18 protein-coding genes are annotated in these 17,826 nt (G+C 61.8%); 5 read left to right on the top strand and 13 right to left on the bottom strand.

Annotated features, from left to right (window positions below):
- The first annotated feature begins 1 nt into the window (after window position 1).
- The gene (gene moaB, locus PWG15_RS02390; protein ID WP_275022902.1) at window positions 2-544 is read left to right on the top strand and encodes a molybdenum cofactor biosynthesis protein B; all 543 of its coding nucleotides are present in this window, start codon (window positions 2-4) and stop codon (window positions 542-544) included.
- 285 nt (window positions 545-829) lie between these two features.
- Here the strand turns inward: moaB and PWG15_RS02385 are convergent, their stop codons facing one another.
- Entirely contained in the window at window positions 830-1,366 is a 537-nt protein-coding gene (locus PWG15_RS02385) for a glycosyltransferase family protein (RefSeq protein WP_275022901.1), read from the bottom strand.
- Window positions 1,367-1,550: 184 nt separating this feature from the next.
- Here PWG15_RS02385 and PWG15_RS02380 point away from each other — a divergent pair, with 184 nt between their 5' ends.
- Both PWG15_RS02380 and PWG15_RS02375 read left to right on the top strand, forming a co-directional pair.
- Window positions 1,551-2,708 (top strand): PA0069 family radical SAM protein, encoded by a 1,158-nt coding sequence (locus tag PWG15_RS02380; RefSeq protein ID WP_275022899.1) that lies wholly within the window; start codon window positions 1,551-1,553, stop codon window positions 2,706-2,708.
- Between the two features lie 247 nt (window positions 2,709-2,955).
- Window positions 2,956-3,603: a ribonuclease HII gene (locus PWG15_RS02375; RefSeq protein WP_275022898.1), complete on the top strand. Its 648-nt coding sequence runs from the start codon at window positions 2,956-2,958 to the stop codon at window positions 3,601-3,603.
- 305 nt (window positions 3,604-3,908) lie between these two features.
- Here PWG15_RS02375 and PWG15_RS02370 read toward each other — a convergent pair whose 3' ends face one another.
- The 12 genes from PWG15_RS02370 to PWG15_RS02315 all read right to left on the bottom strand — a co-directional run bounded on the left by PWG15_RS02370 (window position 3,909) and on the right by PWG15_RS02315 (window position 15,969).
- Window positions 3,909-4,394, bottom strand: a complete 486-nt coding sequence (locus tag PWG15_RS02370; RefSeq protein ID WP_275022897.1) for a F0F1 ATP synthase subunit B — start codon at window positions 4,392-4,394, stop codon at window positions 3,909-3,911.
- A 13-nt stretch (window positions 4,395-4,407) separates the two neighbouring features.
- Window positions 4,408-5,025 (bottom strand): F0F1 ATP synthase subunit B, encoded by a 618-nt coding sequence (locus tag PWG15_RS02365; protein WP_275022896.1) that lies wholly within the window; start codon window positions 5,023-5,025, stop codon window positions 4,408-4,410.
- Between the two features lie 76 nt (window positions 5,026-5,101).
- The gene (locus PWG15_RS02360; RefSeq protein WP_025426100.1) at window positions 5,102-5,329 is read right to left on the bottom strand and encodes a F0F1 ATP synthase subunit C; all 228 of its coding nucleotides are present in this window, start codon (window positions 5,327-5,329) and stop codon (window positions 5,102-5,104) included.
- Between the two features lie 82 nt (window positions 5,330-5,411).
- Window positions 5,412-6,164 carry a F0F1 ATP synthase subunit A gene (locus tag PWG15_RS02355; protein WP_275022894.1) on the bottom strand — a complete coding sequence of 251 codons (753 nt, stop codon included), beginning with the start codon at window positions 6,162-6,164 and terminating at the stop codon, window positions 5,412-5,414.
- 60 nt (window positions 6,165-6,224) lie between these two features.
- Entirely contained in the window at window positions 6,225-6,584 is a 360-nt protein-coding gene (locus PWG15_RS02350) for an AtpZ/AtpI family protein (RefSeq protein ID WP_275022893.1), read from the bottom strand.
- Between the two features lie 301 nt (window positions 6,585-6,885).
- Complete coding sequence (locus PWG15_RS02345; protein ID WP_275024484.1) at window positions 6,886-8,007, bottom strand: cell wall hydrolase; 1,122 nt, start codon at window positions 8,005-8,007, stop codon at window positions 6,886-6,888.
- Window positions 8,008-8,348: 341 nt separating this feature from the next.
- Window positions 8,349-10,247 (bottom strand): potassium transporter Kup, encoded by a 1,899-nt coding sequence (locus PWG15_RS02340; RefSeq protein WP_275022892.1) that lies wholly within the window; start codon window positions 10,245-10,247, stop codon window positions 8,349-8,351.
- A 16-nt stretch (window positions 10,248-10,263) separates the two neighbouring features.
- Window positions 10,264-11,241, bottom strand: a complete 978-nt coding sequence (locus PWG15_RS02335) for a magnesium transporter CorA family protein (RefSeq protein WP_275022891.1) — start codon at window positions 11,239-11,241, stop codon at window positions 10,264-10,266.
- 446 nt (window positions 11,242-11,687) lie between these two features.
- The gene (locus PWG15_RS02330) at window positions 11,688-12,851 is read right to left on the bottom strand and encodes an Mrp/NBP35 family ATP-binding protein (RefSeq protein WP_275022890.1); all 1,164 of its coding nucleotides are present in this window, start codon (window positions 12,849-12,851) and stop codon (window positions 11,688-11,690) included.
- Window positions 12,852-13,301: 450 nt separating this feature from the next.
- A complete protein-coding gene (locus PWG15_RS02325; protein ID WP_425536730.1) occupies window positions 13,302-14,075 on the bottom strand; it encodes a LuxR family transcriptional regulator in 774 nt (257 codons plus the stop codon).
- Window positions 14,076-14,217: 142 nt separating this feature from the next.
- Entirely contained in the window at window positions 14,218-14,958 is a 741-nt protein-coding gene (locus PWG15_RS02320; RefSeq protein ID WP_342457047.1) for a LuxR family transcriptional regulator, read from the bottom strand.
- 195 nt (window positions 14,959-15,153) lie between these two features.
- The gene (locus tag PWG15_RS02315; RefSeq protein ID WP_275022888.1) at window positions 15,154-15,969 is read right to left on the bottom strand and encodes an IclR family transcriptional regulator; all 816 of its coding nucleotides are present in this window, start codon (window positions 15,967-15,969) and stop codon (window positions 15,154-15,156) included.
- Between the two features lie 154 nt (window positions 15,970-16,123).
- Between PWG15_RS02315 and PWG15_RS02310 the strand changes: the two genes are divergently transcribed.
- On the top strand, window positions 16,124-16,894 hold the full coding sequence (locus tag PWG15_RS02310) for an SDR family NAD(P)-dependent oxidoreductase (protein ID WP_275022887.1): 771 nt from the start codon (window positions 16,124-16,126) through the stop codon (window positions 16,892-16,894).
- Complete coding sequence (locus tag PWG15_RS02305) at window positions 16,894-17,811, top strand: 2-dehydro-3-deoxygalactonokinase (protein WP_275022886.1); 918 nt, start codon at window positions 16,894-16,896, stop codon at window positions 17,809-17,811. The genes PWG15_RS02310 and PWG15_RS02305 overlap by 1 nt, the downstream gene beginning before the upstream one ends.
- Window positions 17,812-17,826 lie beyond the last annotated feature (15 nt).

Genomic DNA, 17,826 nt, shown 5'->3' with positions numbered 1-17,826 from the left:
AATGGCCGGCATCGACGAAAAGCGTCCCTTCATTCCAGTCGGAATTGCTGTCCTCACGGTGTCCGACACGCGAACGCTCGCCGACGACAAATCAGGCGACACGCTGGAAGCGCGGGTGCGTGACGCGGGTCATCGCCTTGAAGCACGCGCAATCGTGCCGGACGATCGCGCGACGATCTACGACCAGGTGAAGGCCTGGACGCTGGAACCGACGATCGACGTGGTGATCACGACGGGTGGCACGGGTTTTACCGGCCGGGACGTGACGCCCGAGGCGCTGGAACCGCTGTTCGAAAAGCGCATGGACGGCTTCTCCGAAGTGTTCCATCGGCTCTCCTACGAAAAAATCGGCACCTCGACGATCCAGTCGCGCGCGACTGGCGGCGTCGCCAATGCTACCTTCATCTTCGTTCTGCCGGGATCCCCCGGCGCCTGCCGCGACGCGTGGGACGGCATCCTGAAGCAGCAGCTCGACTACCGGCACATGCCCTGCAACTTCGTCGAGATCATGCCCCGGCTCGATGAGCACCTCAAACGCGGCTGAGCCGGATCCGCCACATCACTCTTCTGGCCCGTCTGTTACCTTTGGAACTGACAGCCGTTTTTTGCCTCGCTAGCGTCCGATCACCAGTCCCGCGAAGATCGGCCGCCGCACCTTTCTCTTCGGGCTGCAAAGACGCCTCCCCGCCAATATCCCCGGGCGGGGAGAACAAGGGGATACGACGTGCAGCCAGAATGCTGCCCGGCAAGACATTTACCAGACAAGGTCATTTGAGAGCCACCTTGAGGTGCCGTCCCCCGGGACTGGCACCTTTTTAGTGCATAGCGGTCAGGAGCGCCCCGACACCGGCTTGCCTTCGACGGCGACCCAGGCAGGAACGAGCTCCGTCGAGAGTTTTCGGACCGCACGGACATTTGTCATGTCGCCAAGGCATCGGTTGCCTTCCGCCGCTGCGACCGCATCGTGCTTGTTGACCAGGAAACCCGTTTCCAACGGCTTCTTTCGCCGGATCAGGCGGCGGAAGAACGGCTTGCGGTGCATTCTGGAATCGGAGAAGCGCGCAGGCGACCTGTTGATCGAGACATATTCGGCAAGCTCGTCGATCCATCGGCCGATCGGACGGGCACCGGGTTCGAGCAGCATCAGCCATTCGCCGCGCGCTGAACGCAGGACATCGCCGAGATTCCAGTCGACGTGAAAGCGGCAGCCGGCCGCTTCCGCCACACGCAAGGAGCCATCCTTGGAGCCGTGGTCGAGGATGATCACATCGCTGACGAGGCCCTCCACGGCGCCGGCGACGAGCACCGACAGCGTCTGCACCAGTTCGGCTTCGTTGTCCCGCGTTTCCATGATGATCGTCAACATGACCCGTCCTACCGCATCACCGTCACAATTGCTACATCTGCTGACCGGCTGAGGTCGCCGAACGGGAAGCGCCTGGACCCGCCCGAAACATTCCTGTTTTTTGTTCTTGAATTGTTCTCGTATTCGCGATAGGAAAATAATCAGAACAAAACGGGATCAGAGATCTGATTCCGGGGAGATTCCAATGAACGAGCTGTCTGAGATCAGGCAGGGTGCGCTCGCACCCGCCAATACGGCAGATGTCGCCGAAGCGATGATGAGCGCAACGGGCTTGCGGATCGACATCGATCGCCGCCGCGGACGCGGCGCGGGGCTCAACATGTCCGGCCGCTTCGAGCCGCAGGCGCGGGAAAGCTTCGACGATGGCTGGGAAAGCCTGGAAGACCTGCCGCCGTTCAAGACCGAAGTTCAGGTCGAGAAGCCGCGGACGGTCATCACCCGCAATGACTCCCCCGATATCTCCTTCGACCGCTCGATCAACCCCTACCGCGGCTGCGAGCATGGCTGCATCTATTGTTTCGCCCGCCCCAGCCACGCCTTCATGGGCCTGTCGGCAGGCCTGGATTTCGAGGCGAAGCTCTTTGCGAAACCGGATGCGGCGCGGCTCCTGGAACGCGAGCTGGCGCGGCCGGACTACAAGGTCAGGCCCATCGCCATCGGCACCAACACGGACCCTTACCAGCCGATCGAAAAGGAATGGCGCATCATGCGTCAGATCCTCGAAGTGCTGAGGGATGCCAACCACCCGGTCATGATCGTCACCAAATCGGCGATGGTCACCCGCGACATCGACATTCTCGCGCCGATGGCCGAGAAGGGACTGGTGCGTGTCGGCATCTCGGTTACCACGCTCGATCGGAAGCTGGCGCGAACGATGGAACCGCGCGCCGCAACGCCGCCCAAACGGCTGGAGGCTATCCGGGCGCTCGCCGAGGCCGGAATTCCCGCTGGCGTTCTCGTCTCCCCGATCATCCCGGCGCTCAACGACCATGAGATCGAACGGGTTCTCGAGGCGGCAAGGACGGCGGGGGCGACGGAAGCGAGCTATGTTCTGTTGCGGTTACCGCTCGAAGTCAGCCCGCTGTTTCGCGATTGGCTTCTGCGCAACTATCCGGACCGCTACCGCCATGTCATGTCGCTCGTCCGCTCCATGCGTGGCGGCAAGGATTATGACGCCGAATTCGGCAAGCGCATGAAAGGTGCCGGTCCCTACGCCTGGCAGATCGGCCGCCGTTTCGATCTCGCCACCAAGCGCCTCGGGTTCAACCCGACACGCCGTCAGCTTCGCGACGACCTCTTCGTACCGCCGCTGGGAACGGGGGTGCAGCTCTCGCTTCTTTGATGATTTTCCGGATTGGCCTTCGCGATGGCCATTCCGGATATGTGACCAGCGATGCGCGCCGAGGATGCCCCGGGAAATGGGAGAGGTGTCCTCCCAGCCCCTCAGGTAAGCCGGTGTGAGCGTTAGAAGGTCGCAGAGCAGTTCCGGTGCCCCGCCCCCGCCTGGGGCATCGGCCATCCCCCCCGTCCGCCGCCGCACTCGGACCTGGGGGCTTGAAGAGAATCGGTCGATCATGCGAATTAGACTTATGTCCCGCAGATCGTCCGATTCTCCCCTTTTTCCCGATATCATCGAAGCACCCGATTTCAGTTTTGAACTGTCGGCAAGAGGTGATGGATTTTGGCCGGTCGCCGGGGCCGATGAAGCCGGCCGCGGCCCGCTCGCAGGACCGGTCGTGGCGGCCGCAGTCATTCTCAATCCCGACGCCATTCCCGAAGGCCTTGACGACAGCAAGAAGCTCAGTGCCCAGGCGCGCGAGAAGCTGTTCGAGGCAATCCTTGCGACATCGGAAGTGTCGATCGCCTCGGCCTCGGCCGGCACGATCGACGCCACGGATATCCGTAAGGCAAGCCTGGAGGCGATGCGCCGCGCTGTGGCGGGCCTTCCCTCGACTGCGCGCTTCGTGCTCGTCGACGGCCGCGATGTGCCGCCCGGGCTTTCATGCCACGCCAAGGCCGTCGTCAAAGGGGATGCGCGATCGCTGTCGATTGCCGCCGCTTCAATCGTCGCCAAGGTGACGCGCGATCGCATGATGGCCCGCGCCGACCTCGCGCATCCCGGCTACGGCTTTGCGCTCCATGCCGGCTATGCGACCGTGACGCATCGTCGTGCCATTGAAGCCCAAGGCCCCTGCGCCTTGCACCGCATGAGCTTCCGTCCACTCCGCAAGGACTGAACAGGAAAGAAGCGGCTCCAGGGTCGTCGCGTTGCGCCCCCTGTTCCCACCAACATTCGCGAACATCGGTGCGCGTCGGCACTTCGCCCAGGCGTCCACGGGTGGCAGAAAGGCGCACCGTCGCTGCAGTTTGCGCAGTATCATTTCGTCCGACCGTGCGTTCCGAAAGACGAAGCGTAACCGGGATGCAAAATGCACGTTCCTGCCCCCCGCCAGCGGCAGGCCGTCGCGCACTGACGCTGCGCGGCCCAAACAAAAAACCCCGCACAGGGCGGGGCTTTTTCAATCGGGAATGACCTGGAGGCTTAGTTCAAGCGTGCCTTGACTTCGCCAAGCGCCTTCGTGAACAGATCGCTCTGTGCACCGGCGTCGGCCTTGGCGGCAACGACCTTCTCGGCAGCGGCAATCGCCAGATCGACGGCAGCAGAACGAACGGCGTTGATCGCGTCGCTTTCGGCCTGCTTGATCTTCTGCTCCGACAGAGCGGTGCGGCGAGCAACGTATTCCTCGGTCTTCTGCTTGGCTTCCGCCGTCAGCATTTCGGCTTCGCGCTGAGCGGCAGCGACGATACCGGCAGCTTCCGCCTCGGCATCCTTACGCTTGCGCTGGTACTCGGCGACAAGGCTCTGTGCTTCTTCGCGCAGACGCTTGGCTTCGGTCAGCTCGTTGCCGATCTTGTCGGCACGGGCGTCGAGCGCCTTGCCGATCATGCCCGGAACCTTGAGATAGGCGATCAGGACGAGGAACAGGATCAGGCCAACGAAGGCATAGAAAGTTGCATCAAGATGCATAGTTCAGTGCTCCTCAGTTACCAGCCGATGCCTTGACGGCAGCGGTGATCTCGGCCTTGGTGACGGTTCCACCGATCAGCTGCTTGACGACAGCGGTCGCGGTTTCCTCAGCGATGGCGCCGACGTCAGCCAGTGCCTTTGCCTTGATGTCGGCGATGCGGTCTTCCGCAGCCGAGATCTTCTTGGCGAGATCAGCCTCGACGGCCGTGCGATCTGCATTGGCCTTGGCCTTTGCGGATTCGCGAGCGTCGTCAGCGATCTTGTGACCCTTGGACTTGGCCGTTGCCAGGTCCTGCTCATAGGAAGCGATGGCCGCGTCGGCTTCGCCCTTGAGGCGGGACGCTTCATCGAGATCCTGAGCGATCCGATCGTGACGGGTTTCGAGAATTCCGCCGATACGCGGAATGATGACCTTCGACATCAGGAGATAGAAGAGGCCGAACGTGATCGCGAGCCAAAGCAGCTGCGATGCGAAATGGGTCGAATCGAAGGGCGGGAACACGCCGGAACCAGCCTCGCCTTCGTGGGCCACACCCGTTTCGGTGTGCACCTCACCGGCCGCAGCGGCATCGTGTGCTTCGGCGCCTTCAGTGGTGGTTGACTGCTGGGCATAGGCCGCGGTCACAAACATGCTCACCTCCAGGTGCACTCAAGAATATGCGCGGCCGCGGCCTTTTGACGGGCCGCGGCCGAAACTCCAGCCGTTATTAGACGGCGAACAGGAGGAGCAGAGCTACGAGCAGCGAGAAGATGCCCAGAGCTTCCGTAACGGCGAAGCCGAATACGAGGCGGCCGAACTGACCGTCAGCAGCCGACGGGTTGCGCAGTGCGCCGGACAGGTAGCTGCCGAAGATGTTGCCGAGGCCGAGAGCCGTGCCGGCCATACCGAGGCAAGCGAGACCTGCGCCGATGTACTTTGCTGCTTCCGCTTCCATGTTTGAACTCCTTCGAATGGTGTTGCGGCTTAGGATTGCGCTTCCGGCGGAGGGCCGGCCGGAAGCAAGCGACTGTTATTCCTTAGTGGCTTCCGGGATGCACAGCGTCATTTAGGTACATGCAGGTCAGTACCGCGAAGACATAGGCCTGGAGGAAGCAGACGAGGAATTCAAGACCGGTGATGGCGACGGTCATGATGAGCGGCAGGATGGCGCCACCGATGCCGAGCGCGCCAAGAGCGCTGAGCGAAGTGACGAAGCCTGCGAAGACCTTCAGCGTGATGTGGCCGGCCAGCATGTTTGCAAAGAGACGGACCGAGAGGCTGATGGGGCGGGAAAGGAACGAGATGATTTCGATCGCAACGACGAGCGGCAGAAGCACGCCAGGAACGCCATGCGGCACGAAAAGCTTCAGGAAGCCGAAGCCGTGCTTGTAGAAACCATAGAGAATGACGGTGCCGATCACGAAGAGCGCGAGCGCAAAGGTGACAATGATCTGGCTGGTGATCGTGAAGAAGTAGGGCATCATGCCGAGCAGGTTCGCCGTCAGGATGAACATGAACAGCGAGAACACCATCGGGAAGAACTTCATGCCGCCGCTGCCGGCGCCTTCGCGCAGCATCGAGGCGATGAATTCGTAAGACATTTCGGAGACCGACTGCATGCGGGTCGGGATCAGACCGCGCTGCGACGTCGTCAAATACAGGAAGCCTGCGGCAACACCCACGGTCGCAACCATGAAGAGCGACGCATTGGTGAAGGAAAAGTCAATTCCGCCAATCTCGATCGGGACAATCTTGTTGACCAGGAACTGGTGGGTCGGATCGTTTGACACCGCGCTTCTCTTTCGTTCTACCCGCCCAAGAGCGGAAACCGTTTTCTTCGGGACAACGCCTCAGTGGGCGTCTCCGTCCTTCTTGTCATTCTCAGGGCCGCCTCTTCCGGCTTTCGGTGTCGCCACCATACCGGCCGAGCGCAGCACATTCAGCACGCCAGCGCAGAAGCCAAGAAGCAGGAGGATGATCATGCCCCACGGCCCTGTACCCGCAAAGTGGTCCAAAAGATAGCCCAGAAACGCCCCGACAACGATGCCGGCGATGAATTCGCTCGACAGCTTCATCGCCGCCGCATAGCCCTTGCGGCTTTCGGCGGCACGGGCTTCCGCTGCATCAGACGCATGAGGCTTCTTGGCCTCAATCTTGTCGCCGAGCTGCTTCAGCCTTGCTTCCAGACTTTCTTCAGGTTTCTCCGCCACGTGCCTACTCCCTTGCCGTCCTGATCGGGTCTCAGACCGCGATTTCGGTCATACAATAGGACATCGTTCAAGCCACGTTTCGGCCCCATTTGAAGTCGCGCGCAACATAGTTTTAGGCACCCGCATAGTCAAGGCATGCAGGTCGCTTGGCCGTGGACAATATTATTACACCGATTCAAATAGTTAGAGGCAGGAAGCAGGATCGGCGGCAAGGTTGTCGCAGGATTTCCGCGCTCGGCCGGCTGGAATCCCGGCTCTGTGGCCAGACAGGAAAAGACGGCGGAATCGCGTCAGGCGCCGATTAGCTCCAGCCGCCGCCGTAGGTCCGGTAGAAGATGTGCATGCCGATCTTGCCGACCCGCTTCATCGTCTTCGCCCATGGCGGATTGACGTAGGTCGCATGGTAATGGGTCGCAGAGCCTACTTCCGGAAGCCAGATCTTGCCGGCCGTGACCGCCATCGCGACTTCCTTGGCCATCTTCCAGTGCGAGCGGGAATAGATCAGGTCTCGGATCATGTCGCAGGCGAAGGAAAACTGGCAGCGATTACGCCAGCTCTTGTTCTGATAAACGACGCCGCAGATGGTTTTCGGATAGGTCGGATTGCGAACACGATTGAGAATCACCTGAGCGACCGCCGCCTGGCCCTTGAGCGACTCGCTGCGCGCTTCGAAATAGATGCCCTCGGCAAGGCAGGCCTGCTCTTCCTTGCTGAAGACGGTCGAAGGCAGCACCGTTGCGGCCCAGGCGTGGTCGTCAGGTGCTATTTCAGGAATGAAGCGGCCGGCGTTCTTGTCTTCGCGCAGAATCGAATCGAAGGGTGATTCACGCGCATAGTCCGGCTCGGGCCGGACGTAAGCAGTCGCAAGAATGTCGGGCTTGTCGTTCGTCACGAGCTTGGCCAGCATCGGCGAAACGCCGGGATCTGCCTTTGGCGGCTTCTTTCTATAGAAGGCCGTGGCGATCTCGATCTCCTTGCCCTCGATGCGCGACTTGGCGAAGACCATCTTCTCGCCTTCCTCGAAGCGCGGTTCCGTGAGGGAACTCGTGCGCTGCAGGATGGAGCCGGCGGTGAAATCCTTCGGCGGTGTCACCGGCGTGACGGCGACAATGCGCCCTTTCTTGGCGCGGCGGTTGATGCGCTCCTCATCCGGCGTGCCGGAATGCTTGGTCTCCGACGTGAGCGCCACGCGACTGCCGTCGGGCATGTTGATGCCGGCGCCGCCATCGAGCGCGCCCGTCGTGATCGGATCGGCAAAGACCATTTCGACTTCGTGGATCGAGCCCGCCGGCGACGGCGTCATGTACATACGCCAGCGCTCGCCGCCGCGATTGATGCCGGACAGGAATGTTGCAAGATCCGCGTAGGCCGCGACGGAGGGAAAGCCGAGATAGAGCGCAAGGCCGATGATTGCAGGCGCCATCCACGCAGACACGTTCAGGCGAGACTTTTGACGCAGGTTCTGACTCTTACGCACCAACCGACTCCACGCAACGCTTGACGAACGGCGCGGCTTCGCCCGCGCCGGCGAGATACCAGCGTCGGAGATTCCGCACGGGAAGCTAAGACAATGAGGCGGCCGGACACCCCGCCGGAGCCGCTTCGTTCGAGCCTTGAAAATGAAGCATTAACCTTGATGTTTGGTTAATGCGGTCTCGCTGATGGACATGGCTCAGAAAGCGAACGGAGCCGCCCTGGCCGGAGCGGCTCCTTTTGTCTCTTGGTGCCCGCCCCGCCCGGCACACCGGACGCCGGGCCGCGGGGTCAAATGATGACGTGCGAACCGAGTTCGACGACGCGGTTGGTCGGCAGGCGGAAATAGTCTGACGGGTCGATCGCGGCATTGGCCAGCGCGATGAACAGCCGGTCCTGCCAATGGGGCATGCCGGATTCTGCATCGGGCACCAGCTTGCGGCGACCGAGATAGAATGAGGTCGACATGATGTCGAACTTCAGCCCCGATTTGCGGAAAAGGCCGAGCGCCTGCGAGACGTTCTGCGTTTCCATGAAACCGAAGCGCATCTCGAGCAGCGTGAAGCGATCCGAGAGCGGCTGCATGCTCACCCGCTCAGATTTCGGCACTTTCGGCGTATTGGCGGTGCGGATCGTCAGAATGAAGTTCTGATTGTGCAGCACGTGATTGTGCTTGATGTTGTGCAGGAGCGCCGCGGGCGTCGACTCCGGATCGCTCGTCAGGAACACGGCCGTTCCGGGCACGGCCACCGGCGCATGCTCGCTCTTGCGCTCGATCGACTTGATGAAGCTTGCAAGCGGGATGTCGATGTGGCGCGTCTTGGCGTGCAGGATTTCGGTTCCGCGCCGCCAGGTCCACATGATGATGATGAAGGTGGCGGCGATCAGCACCGGCACGTAGCCGCCGTCGTGGATCTTCAGCATGTTGGCGCCGAGGAAGATGAACTCCAGCACAAACAGCGGCAGCAGCACGGCCGCCGCCCAGATCCCCGACCAGTTCCAGCGCACGCGCAAGAACTCGAAGGAAAGCACCGTCGTGACCACCATCGCGCCGGTGACCGAGATGCCGTAGGCGGTGGCGAGCGATTCCGACGAACCGAAGACGAAGACCAGCGCCATGACGCCGAACATCAGCAGCGTGTTGACGTTCGGCAGGTAGATCTGGCCCGTGTGGGTTTCAGACGTATGGAAGATCGCCATGCGCGGCAGGAAGCCCAGATGGATTGCCTGACGGGTCAGCGAGAAGGCGCCGGTTATCACCGCCTGGCTGGCGATGATGGTGGCTGCCGTCGCAAGGATGACCACCGGCAACAGCGCCCATTTCGGGAACATCAGGAAGAACGGATCGGACATCGCCTCCGGGTTCTTCAACACGAAGGCACCCTGGCCGAGATAGTTGAGGGTCAACGCCGGGAAGACGATCAGGAACCAGGCCCACTGGATCGGGCGGCGCCCGAAATGGCCAAGGTCTGCGTAGAGCGCTTCCGCCCCCGTCACCGTCAGGAACACGGCGCCGAGCACGATGATGCCGACATAGCCTTCGCTCAGCATGAAGCTCACGGCATAGTAGGGATTGAAGGCCTTGAAGATCGACAGGTCATCGGCAATGTGGACAAGCCCGATCCAGCCCATCACCAGGAACCAGACAAGCGTGATCGGCCCGAAGAAGTTGGAGACGGCTGCCGTTCCCTTGGACTGCACGGCGAAGAGCATCAGCAGGATGACCACCGCGATCGGCACGACATATTCCGATAGCGCCGGCGTCACCAGTTTCAGACCTTCGACGGCCGAAAGAACGGACAGGGCCGGCGTGATCATCGCATCGCCGATGAAGAGCGCTGCACCGGCAATCCCCATGAAGAAGAGGATCGATGCGTGCCCGTTGGCGGACTTCATCAGAAGGGCAAGCAGCGACAGCGTGCCGCCCTCGCCCTGGTTGTCGGCGCGCAGCAGGAACAGCACGTACTTGATCGTGACGATGATCGTCAGCGTCCAGATCATCAGCGAGATCAGGCCGATGATTTCCACGTCGGTCACGCCGTCGTGGGAGACCGGGCGCAGCGCTTCGCGAAAGGCATAGAGCGGGCTGGTGCCGATATCGCCGTAGACGACACCGATCGAACCAAGCCCGAGGATCAGCAGGCGGCGCAGATCCTTCGGCTCGTGGGAGGGGGCATGCGGTTGGGTCATGCAAACCTACTGGCGTTCACAGCCAGCCTTTCCAGCGGAAAAAGAAAAAGGGGATGACAGCCGATATCACCATCGCCGCAAGTGCCCAGGGATAACCGAAGTGCCAATCCAGTTCGGGCATGACACGAAAGTTCATGCCGTAAACCGAGGCGACCAGGGTCGGCGGCAACAGCACGACCGACGCGATCGAGAAAATCTTGATGATGGCGTTCTGCTCGACGTTGATCAGGCCCAGCGACGCATCAAGCAGGAAGGTGATGTTGCCGGATATGAAACTTGCATGCTCGGAAAGCGACTGGATGTCGCGTGAAATCGAGCGGCAGAGTTCACGCGTGTCCTTGTCGTCCTGCACCACCGGAACGGTGTAGACGAAGGTCAGCAGGCGCGAGAGCGAGGCAAGGCTGTCCCGCGTCTTGGCAACCAGGCGGTGATGGCCGGCAACGTCACGCAAGCGCGCCTCGAGATAATGTGGCGGCCGGCGCTTGCCTGCAGCCTTGTCGCCGAAGACGTCGATCGACAGATCGTCGATCTTGGTGACCGCCTGCTCGAGAATTTCGGCGGTACGGTCGGCGATCGTTTCCAGAAGCCGGGTGAGGACAACCGCACCATCGCGGCAACCGCCCGGGAAGCGATGCATCGACGTCTTGAAGAGCGTGAACGACCGGGGCTCGGCATAGCGGATGGTGACAAGTCGGCCACCTGACAGGATGAAGCCGACATCCGTCAGGCCGGGGATATCCGTATCCGAACGGAACACCAGCGACGCCGTCATGAACACGGCGCTCTCTTCGACATAGAGACGGCTCGACGGTTCGATGTCCTTCAGATCTTCGCGTGTCGGGATGGAAATGCCGAGAAGCTTCTCCATCATCAGGTCTTCTGCCTTGGTCGGCTCGACCAGATCCAGCCAGATGACATCGGGACGCAATTTTTCGGGTGGTTCGGCCGGCGTCAGAACGACGGCAGTCCCATCGGCGCAATAGCCGGTGATCATGCGACCGTCCTCGTCAAGGGAGCCTTGATGCCGAACAGCGAAGGCGAAAGGTCGTGCGCCACAAAATACCCACAATAGAGATCCATCGGATCGAACGTTCCGCCAGTCAGGACAAAGTCTTCAACTCAGTCATCGCGGGAGGCCAAGATCTCCGGCGAGAGGGCGTCAAGTTGGGCACCTTCGCAAGTGCGGCAAGGCATATGGCGCAACGCAAACGCAAAATCAATGCCCCCTTGCAATCCGGCGCGCGGGCGTGTGCCGCGATCCTGGCTCCACCCTACCGCATGTTTGCTTAAATCAAAATCGAATCAAGGGCAAAACGATTCGGTGCCCCAGCGTTACGTCATGCCTGACGCGCAAAATCGCCGTAGCACGTTGAACAGCTGAAGGCTCCGGGGCGAGGCGAACCGTGCCTTCAAAGTCCAGGGTGGGTACCCCGCAAACCGTCATTCGAAGACGATGGTCGGCGCGGCGCGGCTCTTGTCCTTTTGCGTGGCGGATACCTGCTCCCAGACCTTGGTCGCGATATCGCGATAGACGCGCGCGACCTCACCGCTCGGGTCGGACGCGACGAGCGGCGTCCCGGCATCCGACGTTTCGCGAATCCCCATGGTCAGGGGCACCTCGCCGAGGAACGGGACGCCGATGCGCTCAGCCTCCTTGCGGGCACCGCCGTGGCCGAAGATGTCGTAGCGCTTGCCGGTGTCGGGTGCGATGAAGTAGCTCATGTTCTCGACGATGCCGAGAACCGGGACTTCCACCTTGCGGAACATGGCGAGGCCCTTGCGGGCATCGATCAGCGCCAGATCCTGCGGTGTCGAGACGATGACGGCGCCCGCGAGCGGCACCTGCTGGGCCATGGTGAGCTGGGCGTCACCCGTGCCAGGCGGCATGTCGACGACCAGAACGTCGAGATCGCCCCAGGCGACTTCGCGCAGCATCTGCAGCAGGGCCGACTGGATCATCGGTCCGCGCCAGATCATCGCCACCTCCTCGTCGACGAGGAAGCCCATGGACATGACCTTGAGGCCGTAGTTTTCCATCGGGCGAATGAGCCGGCCTTCGATCTGTTGCGGCCTTCCGGAAATCTTCAGAAGGCGCGGCATCGAGGGGCCGTAGATATCGGCGTCGAGCAGGCCGACTTTCAGGCCGTTTGCCTTCAGCGCCAGCGCCAGGTTGACCGAGGTCGTCGACTTGCCGACACCGCCCTTGCCGGAGGCGACCGCGATGATGGCGCCGACGCCCGGAATTCCCGCCTTGGCGGGCGGCCCGCCAGCGGGACGCGGCGCATGGGAGTGGCCGGCATGAGGCGCTGCCGACGGTTGCGGGCGTTGCACGGGCGCGCCTGCGGGCGCCGCCTTGCGGTCGGCGGTCAGCGCAACCATGGCCGCCGTGATCCCCGGAATGTCGCGCACGACGCGCTCGGCTGCGGCCCGCATCGGCTCCAGTTCCTTGGCGCGATCGGCCGGCACGGTGATCGAGAAATAGGCCTTGCCATCGGATATGAAGACATCAGACACGAGCCCGAGGTCGACGATGTTGCCCTCCATGCCCGGGCCACGCACCGTGCGGAGCTTCTCAAGGACCACTTCTTTGCTGACTTCCGGCATCGCGCCCTCTCATTCTTTTGTTATCCCTTAGATAGTCGAGGCGGAGCGCTTCGCCAATGCGACATAACGGAAAAAGGAAGAGCCACCGCCCACCCCGGTGTCCGTACATCCGGGATCACCTGAGGCGGGCAGTGGCCCTTTCGATCGCGACCTTCGTGGGCGCTGTCTTCTTTTTAGTCCCCTCTGGACATGCCAATTGAAATGCAGGATGCGTGCCAGATTCCGAACCTGCAAAAATATCAAATAATTTCAAGCAGATGTATTGTTTCTCAGCGCCTGACCCGGTCGGAGCATCTGCTCAGATTCTGAGCAACTCTCTTTCGATCGTCCAAGTATGGAGCAATTCGGCAGCAGGAGTGGCGATGTCAGGGCGATGGAAGCGCAGGCGCGACGATGCTCAGAGCCTTCGCGACCACAACGAGAGGCGAACGGGCTTCGATGCCGGGAGAGCTAGCTGATGTAGCCCTTCTTCATCGCCTTCACGACCGCTTGGGTGCGGTTCACAGCGTCGAGCTTCTTGGTCACGTGATTGAGGTAGTGATTGACCGTATGCTCGGAGAGCCCGAGGATGCCGGCGATCTCGGCGCTGGTCTTTCCGGCCGCCGTCCAGCTCAGGCACTGGATCTCGCGCTCCGAAAGCGCCGCGCCGCTACTCTTCCACACAGAGCCGATCTCGGCGAGGCGATTGTAGACATGGATCGCAATCATCTGCAGTTCCATGGTCACCGTCATCGGCAATTCGACCAGCGGGCCCATGAGGATGACAGCGCCGCGGCCGCCCTCGGCATCATGAACGGGAAAATAGCTCGCCTGGAAGATGCCGTTCTCGCGCAGCATCGCGATGTATTCGGCCGCCGTCTCCGGCTTGCCGCCCTCGCCTTCCCAGGCTTCGAGCGTCACCTGGAACGGCGTCGTCGTCTCGCGCAGGCGGCGCACACCGGTGCTGAAGCGCAGCATCGACAGGCTATCATACTTGTTCAGCAGTTCGGCCGGCATATTGGAAATGACCGTGCTCGCAGCCAGCCGCTCCACGTCGATCGAGGGGATCGAGCAGATCAGAAAGGTCTTGAAGCCGAAGACCTGCGTAACCCTCCGCATATAGCGGATGATATCGAACTGGGTCTCAAGCTTTGCGATCTCGGACGCGAAATCACCGCCCCGGGGCAGATCTGCGTCAGTCATCCCGGTCGTCATCGTATCCTGCATTCGCGCGTTCCATGGCATTCATCAAGTATCAAATAGACCGAGCAGCCTGCCAATGCCAACAGATGATCGAGATTCCCTGCCGCCTCGGCCCAAAAGTCTGTGTATTTCTTTCGCGAGGTGCAGTCAGTGCCGCCCGCTTCAGCCGCGGCCGGCACCGATCTCAATTGATGAGACCGGCGCGCATGGCCTTCGCGACGGTCTGGACGCGGTTGACCGAGTCCAGCTTGCGCGTCGCGCGGTTCAGGTAGTGGTTGACCGTGTACTCGGACAGCGCCAGGATTTTTGCCATCTCGCTGGTGGTTTTGCCGGCAGCAGCCCAGCGCAGGCACTCCACCTCGCGGCGCGAAAGACTGCCCGGTCCGCGCCGATCGCGGTCGCGAACTTCCATATACTTGCTGTAGAGCAGGCCCGCCCACAGATTGAGCTCCTGCAACTCGTCGTTCGAGACGACGGCACGATCCCCGCCAAAGGCGATGGCCGCGCGATGGCCGCTCGCGTCAGCCACCGGCAGGTAGAGGCCGCGCGGCATGTTCGCCTGCTCGAAGACACAAATGGCCGCATCGCCCTTGCCGTCGGAGCGACGACGCGCCAGTTGATGGGCGTCATAGGTGAAGGGAATGGTGCTGCGGCGCAGGCGCTGGATGACCGGGCTGCCACTGATGAGGCCGGCGCTGTCATACCCCTGCAAAAACGCAGTCGGATAATTGGTCATCAGCGCATTGGCCGACAGGCTGCTGCAGCCCGTGTCCGGAACCGCAAGCACCAGAAAGCCGCGGAAGCCATAGGCATCCGCCACCTGGGCGATCACTCGCCGAAAGTCCTCTTCGCAACAGATCGGCCCCCTGATGCTCCGCCCATCAGGAAGCGTCAACGACGACAAATTCGCGCTGAAATCGATCATCTTCCGCCCTTCTCCACATCCGGCACCATGGACGGGCCGGCCGCTGACGCCGCATGAAGATTACGTCAAAAATTCTACAAATACCAAAACCGAACCAGACTAAGACCATCCACGAACCTGAGTCTGATATATTAAAAACTATCGAGCTTAACGCGCCGCGTCCAGTCGATGTTTCTAATTTACCGTAAAGTGAATTCAAGGTCCACCGCGCCCGGGCCCGAGCCGGATCGCAGCCTCCTCGGCTATCGCCCGGGCCGCTTCGCGCACAGGTGCGGCCCAGGCTACCAGCTGCTCCATGCTGACCCTGTAAGCCGGCCCCGTCACCGAGATCCCGGCCGCAAGCTCGCTACCGGGGATAGCGATGGGTGCAGCCACGCAACGAATCTCCGCCTCATGCTCCTCGCGATCGAAGGCATGGCCGTCACGCCTGATTTCTTCGACTTCCGCGCGCAGCGTTTCCGCCGATCGATGCGTGTGCGAAGTGAAAGGGTGAAACGCGGTCCTCGCCAGCACATGCTCCAACTCCGGCTGCGCCAGCAACGACAGCGCCGCCTTGCCGATGCCGGTGCAATAGGCTGGAGAGGCCTTGCCGATCTGCGAGCTCATGCGCACCGTCTGGCGGCTCTCGACCTTGTCGACATAGACGATCTCCGTTTCGCGCAAGATGCCTAGATGCACGGTCTCTCCGGTCAATTCGTGCAGGCGCTGCAGGTGTGGTTCGGCAACGTCGCGAAAGCGGTTGGCAGACCAGGAGCGGTAGGCAAGCGTCAGCAGCCGAAGGCCGGGCTCATAGGAGAGATCCCTGCGCTGGATCAGCAGCCCTTCCTCGACGAGGTGGCTGAGCAACCGGTGCAATGTGCCGCGCGGCTGTCCGGATCGGGCAAGAATATCGGTGAAGCGTTGCGGGCCGTCTGCCGTGACCACCGCTTCCAGCACGGCGATCGCCTTGCCGAGCGTGCCGGTGCCAGTCTCCCCGCGCCCCTCGTCGGCCACCATCATCTCGTTCGTCATCGTCGTTCGCTTGTCTTCAAATGGCCTCGCCGTCGCGCGCCTGATCTTGACAAGATAGACGCTTCGACACGATAATTCCACATACTAAAATCAAGTTCCAAATAATGGAACTGTTGATAATGTCAAATCGGCTTTCACGAGGGAAATACGGGACATGCCGGCGCCCAGTGTACAATTTCACGATCTGCGCGACCGCTGTGTACTGATCACGGGCGGTGGCTCCGGCATCGGCGCCGCCCTCGTCGAGGGCTTCGTGCGCCAGGGCGCGCGGGTCGCCTTCGTCGATATCGATGAGCAGGCAGGCGCCGAGCTCTGCGCGCGGTTTGACGATCAAACCGGCCACAAGCCGCATTTCATCGCCGGCGACCTGCGCGATATCGACGCGGTGCGTCATGCGGCGGAATCGGCGGTGGCATCGCTCGGTGCGATCCACGTGCTCGTCAACAATGCTGCGCGCGACGACCGCCAGAGCTTGGAAGCCGTGACTGAAGAGAGCTGGGACGAGAGCCAGGCGGTCAATCTCAGGCACCTCTTCTTCATGAGCCAGGCGGTCGCGCCGCACATGCGGCAAGCGGGCGGCGGCTCGATCGTCAATTTCTCCTCGATCGCCTTCCTGCTCAACATGGGCGAAATTCCAGCCTATGCCACGGCGAAGGCCGGCATCGTCGGCCTGACCAAATCGCTCGCCGGCAAGCTCGGACCCGACAATATCCGTGTCAACGCGATCCTGCCCGGCATGATCGTCACCGAACGACAGAAACGGCTGTGGCTGGACGACGTGGCGATTGCCAAGATGCAGGAAAGGCAGTGCCTGAAACGCAGCCTGACTGCCGACGATCTCGTCGGACCCTGCCTTTACCTCACGTCGGATTGCTCTTGTGGCATGACGGCGCAAACAATGATCATCGATGGAGGCGCACTTTGATGACGGCAGCCTATTATGCCGCGGTCGACTGGGGAACCACGAGTTTCCGGCTGTGGATCATCGGCGAGGATGGCTCGGTGCTTGCCGAACGCCGCAGCGGCGAAGGCATGACGACCGCCAACAAGGCCGGTTTTCACACGATCCTGGAACGGCACCTAGCCGCCGTCGACGCGCCCAGCCATCTGCCTGCGATCATCTGCGGCATGGCAGGCGCAAAGCAGGGGTGGGTCGAGGCCGGTTATCTGGATACGCCTGCGGCCCTTGCCGACATCGCCTCCCATGCGGTGGCGGTGCCGGATCTCGACCGCGACATCCGCATCCTCCCGGGCCTCGCGCAACGCGACAGGCGGCGTCCAGACGTCATGCGCGGCGAGGAAACGCAATTGCTCGGCGCCGCCAGCGACCTCGGCCCCGGCCGGCACCTCGTCTGCATGCCGGGAACACACAGCAAATGGGTGCGGCTCGAAGATGGCGCAGTCAGCGGCTTCTCCACCTTCATGACCGGCGAATTGTTCGACGTGATCTCGAAACATTCGATCCTCAGCCACTCGATCGCAGATGCCCATGTTTTTTCCGGTGATCACCCTGCCTTCGCTGCGGCTGTCGCCGAAGCACGCACCAATCCTGCCCTGGGGACCAGCTTGATCTTCGGCGCACGCGCCGGACAACTTTTGCATGGTGCGAATGCGACCGACGCCAAGGCGTTGCTGTCGGGCACGTTGATCGGCCTTGAGATTGCCGGCGCGCTGGCTTCAGCCAAGACGATCGACAGTATCTGCCTCGTGGCCTCCGGTTCACTTGGTACGCTTTATCAAGCCGCGCTCGAAAGCCTCGACTGCCCGCTCAGGGTCGTCGATGCCGACACGGCGGTCCGCGCCGGCCTCTCGACCGCCGCCCAGGCGATCTGGCCTCTCTGAACGAAAGACAAGCTC

The organism is Ensifer adhaerens (assembly GCF_028993555.1).
Classification (GTDB): domain Bacteria; phylum Pseudomonadota; class Alphaproteobacteria; order Rhizobiales; family Rhizobiaceae; genus Ensifer; species Ensifer adhaerens_I.
Note: the sequence above shows the minus strand (reverse complement) of the source record. Positions and strands in the feature narration are given on the sequence as shown.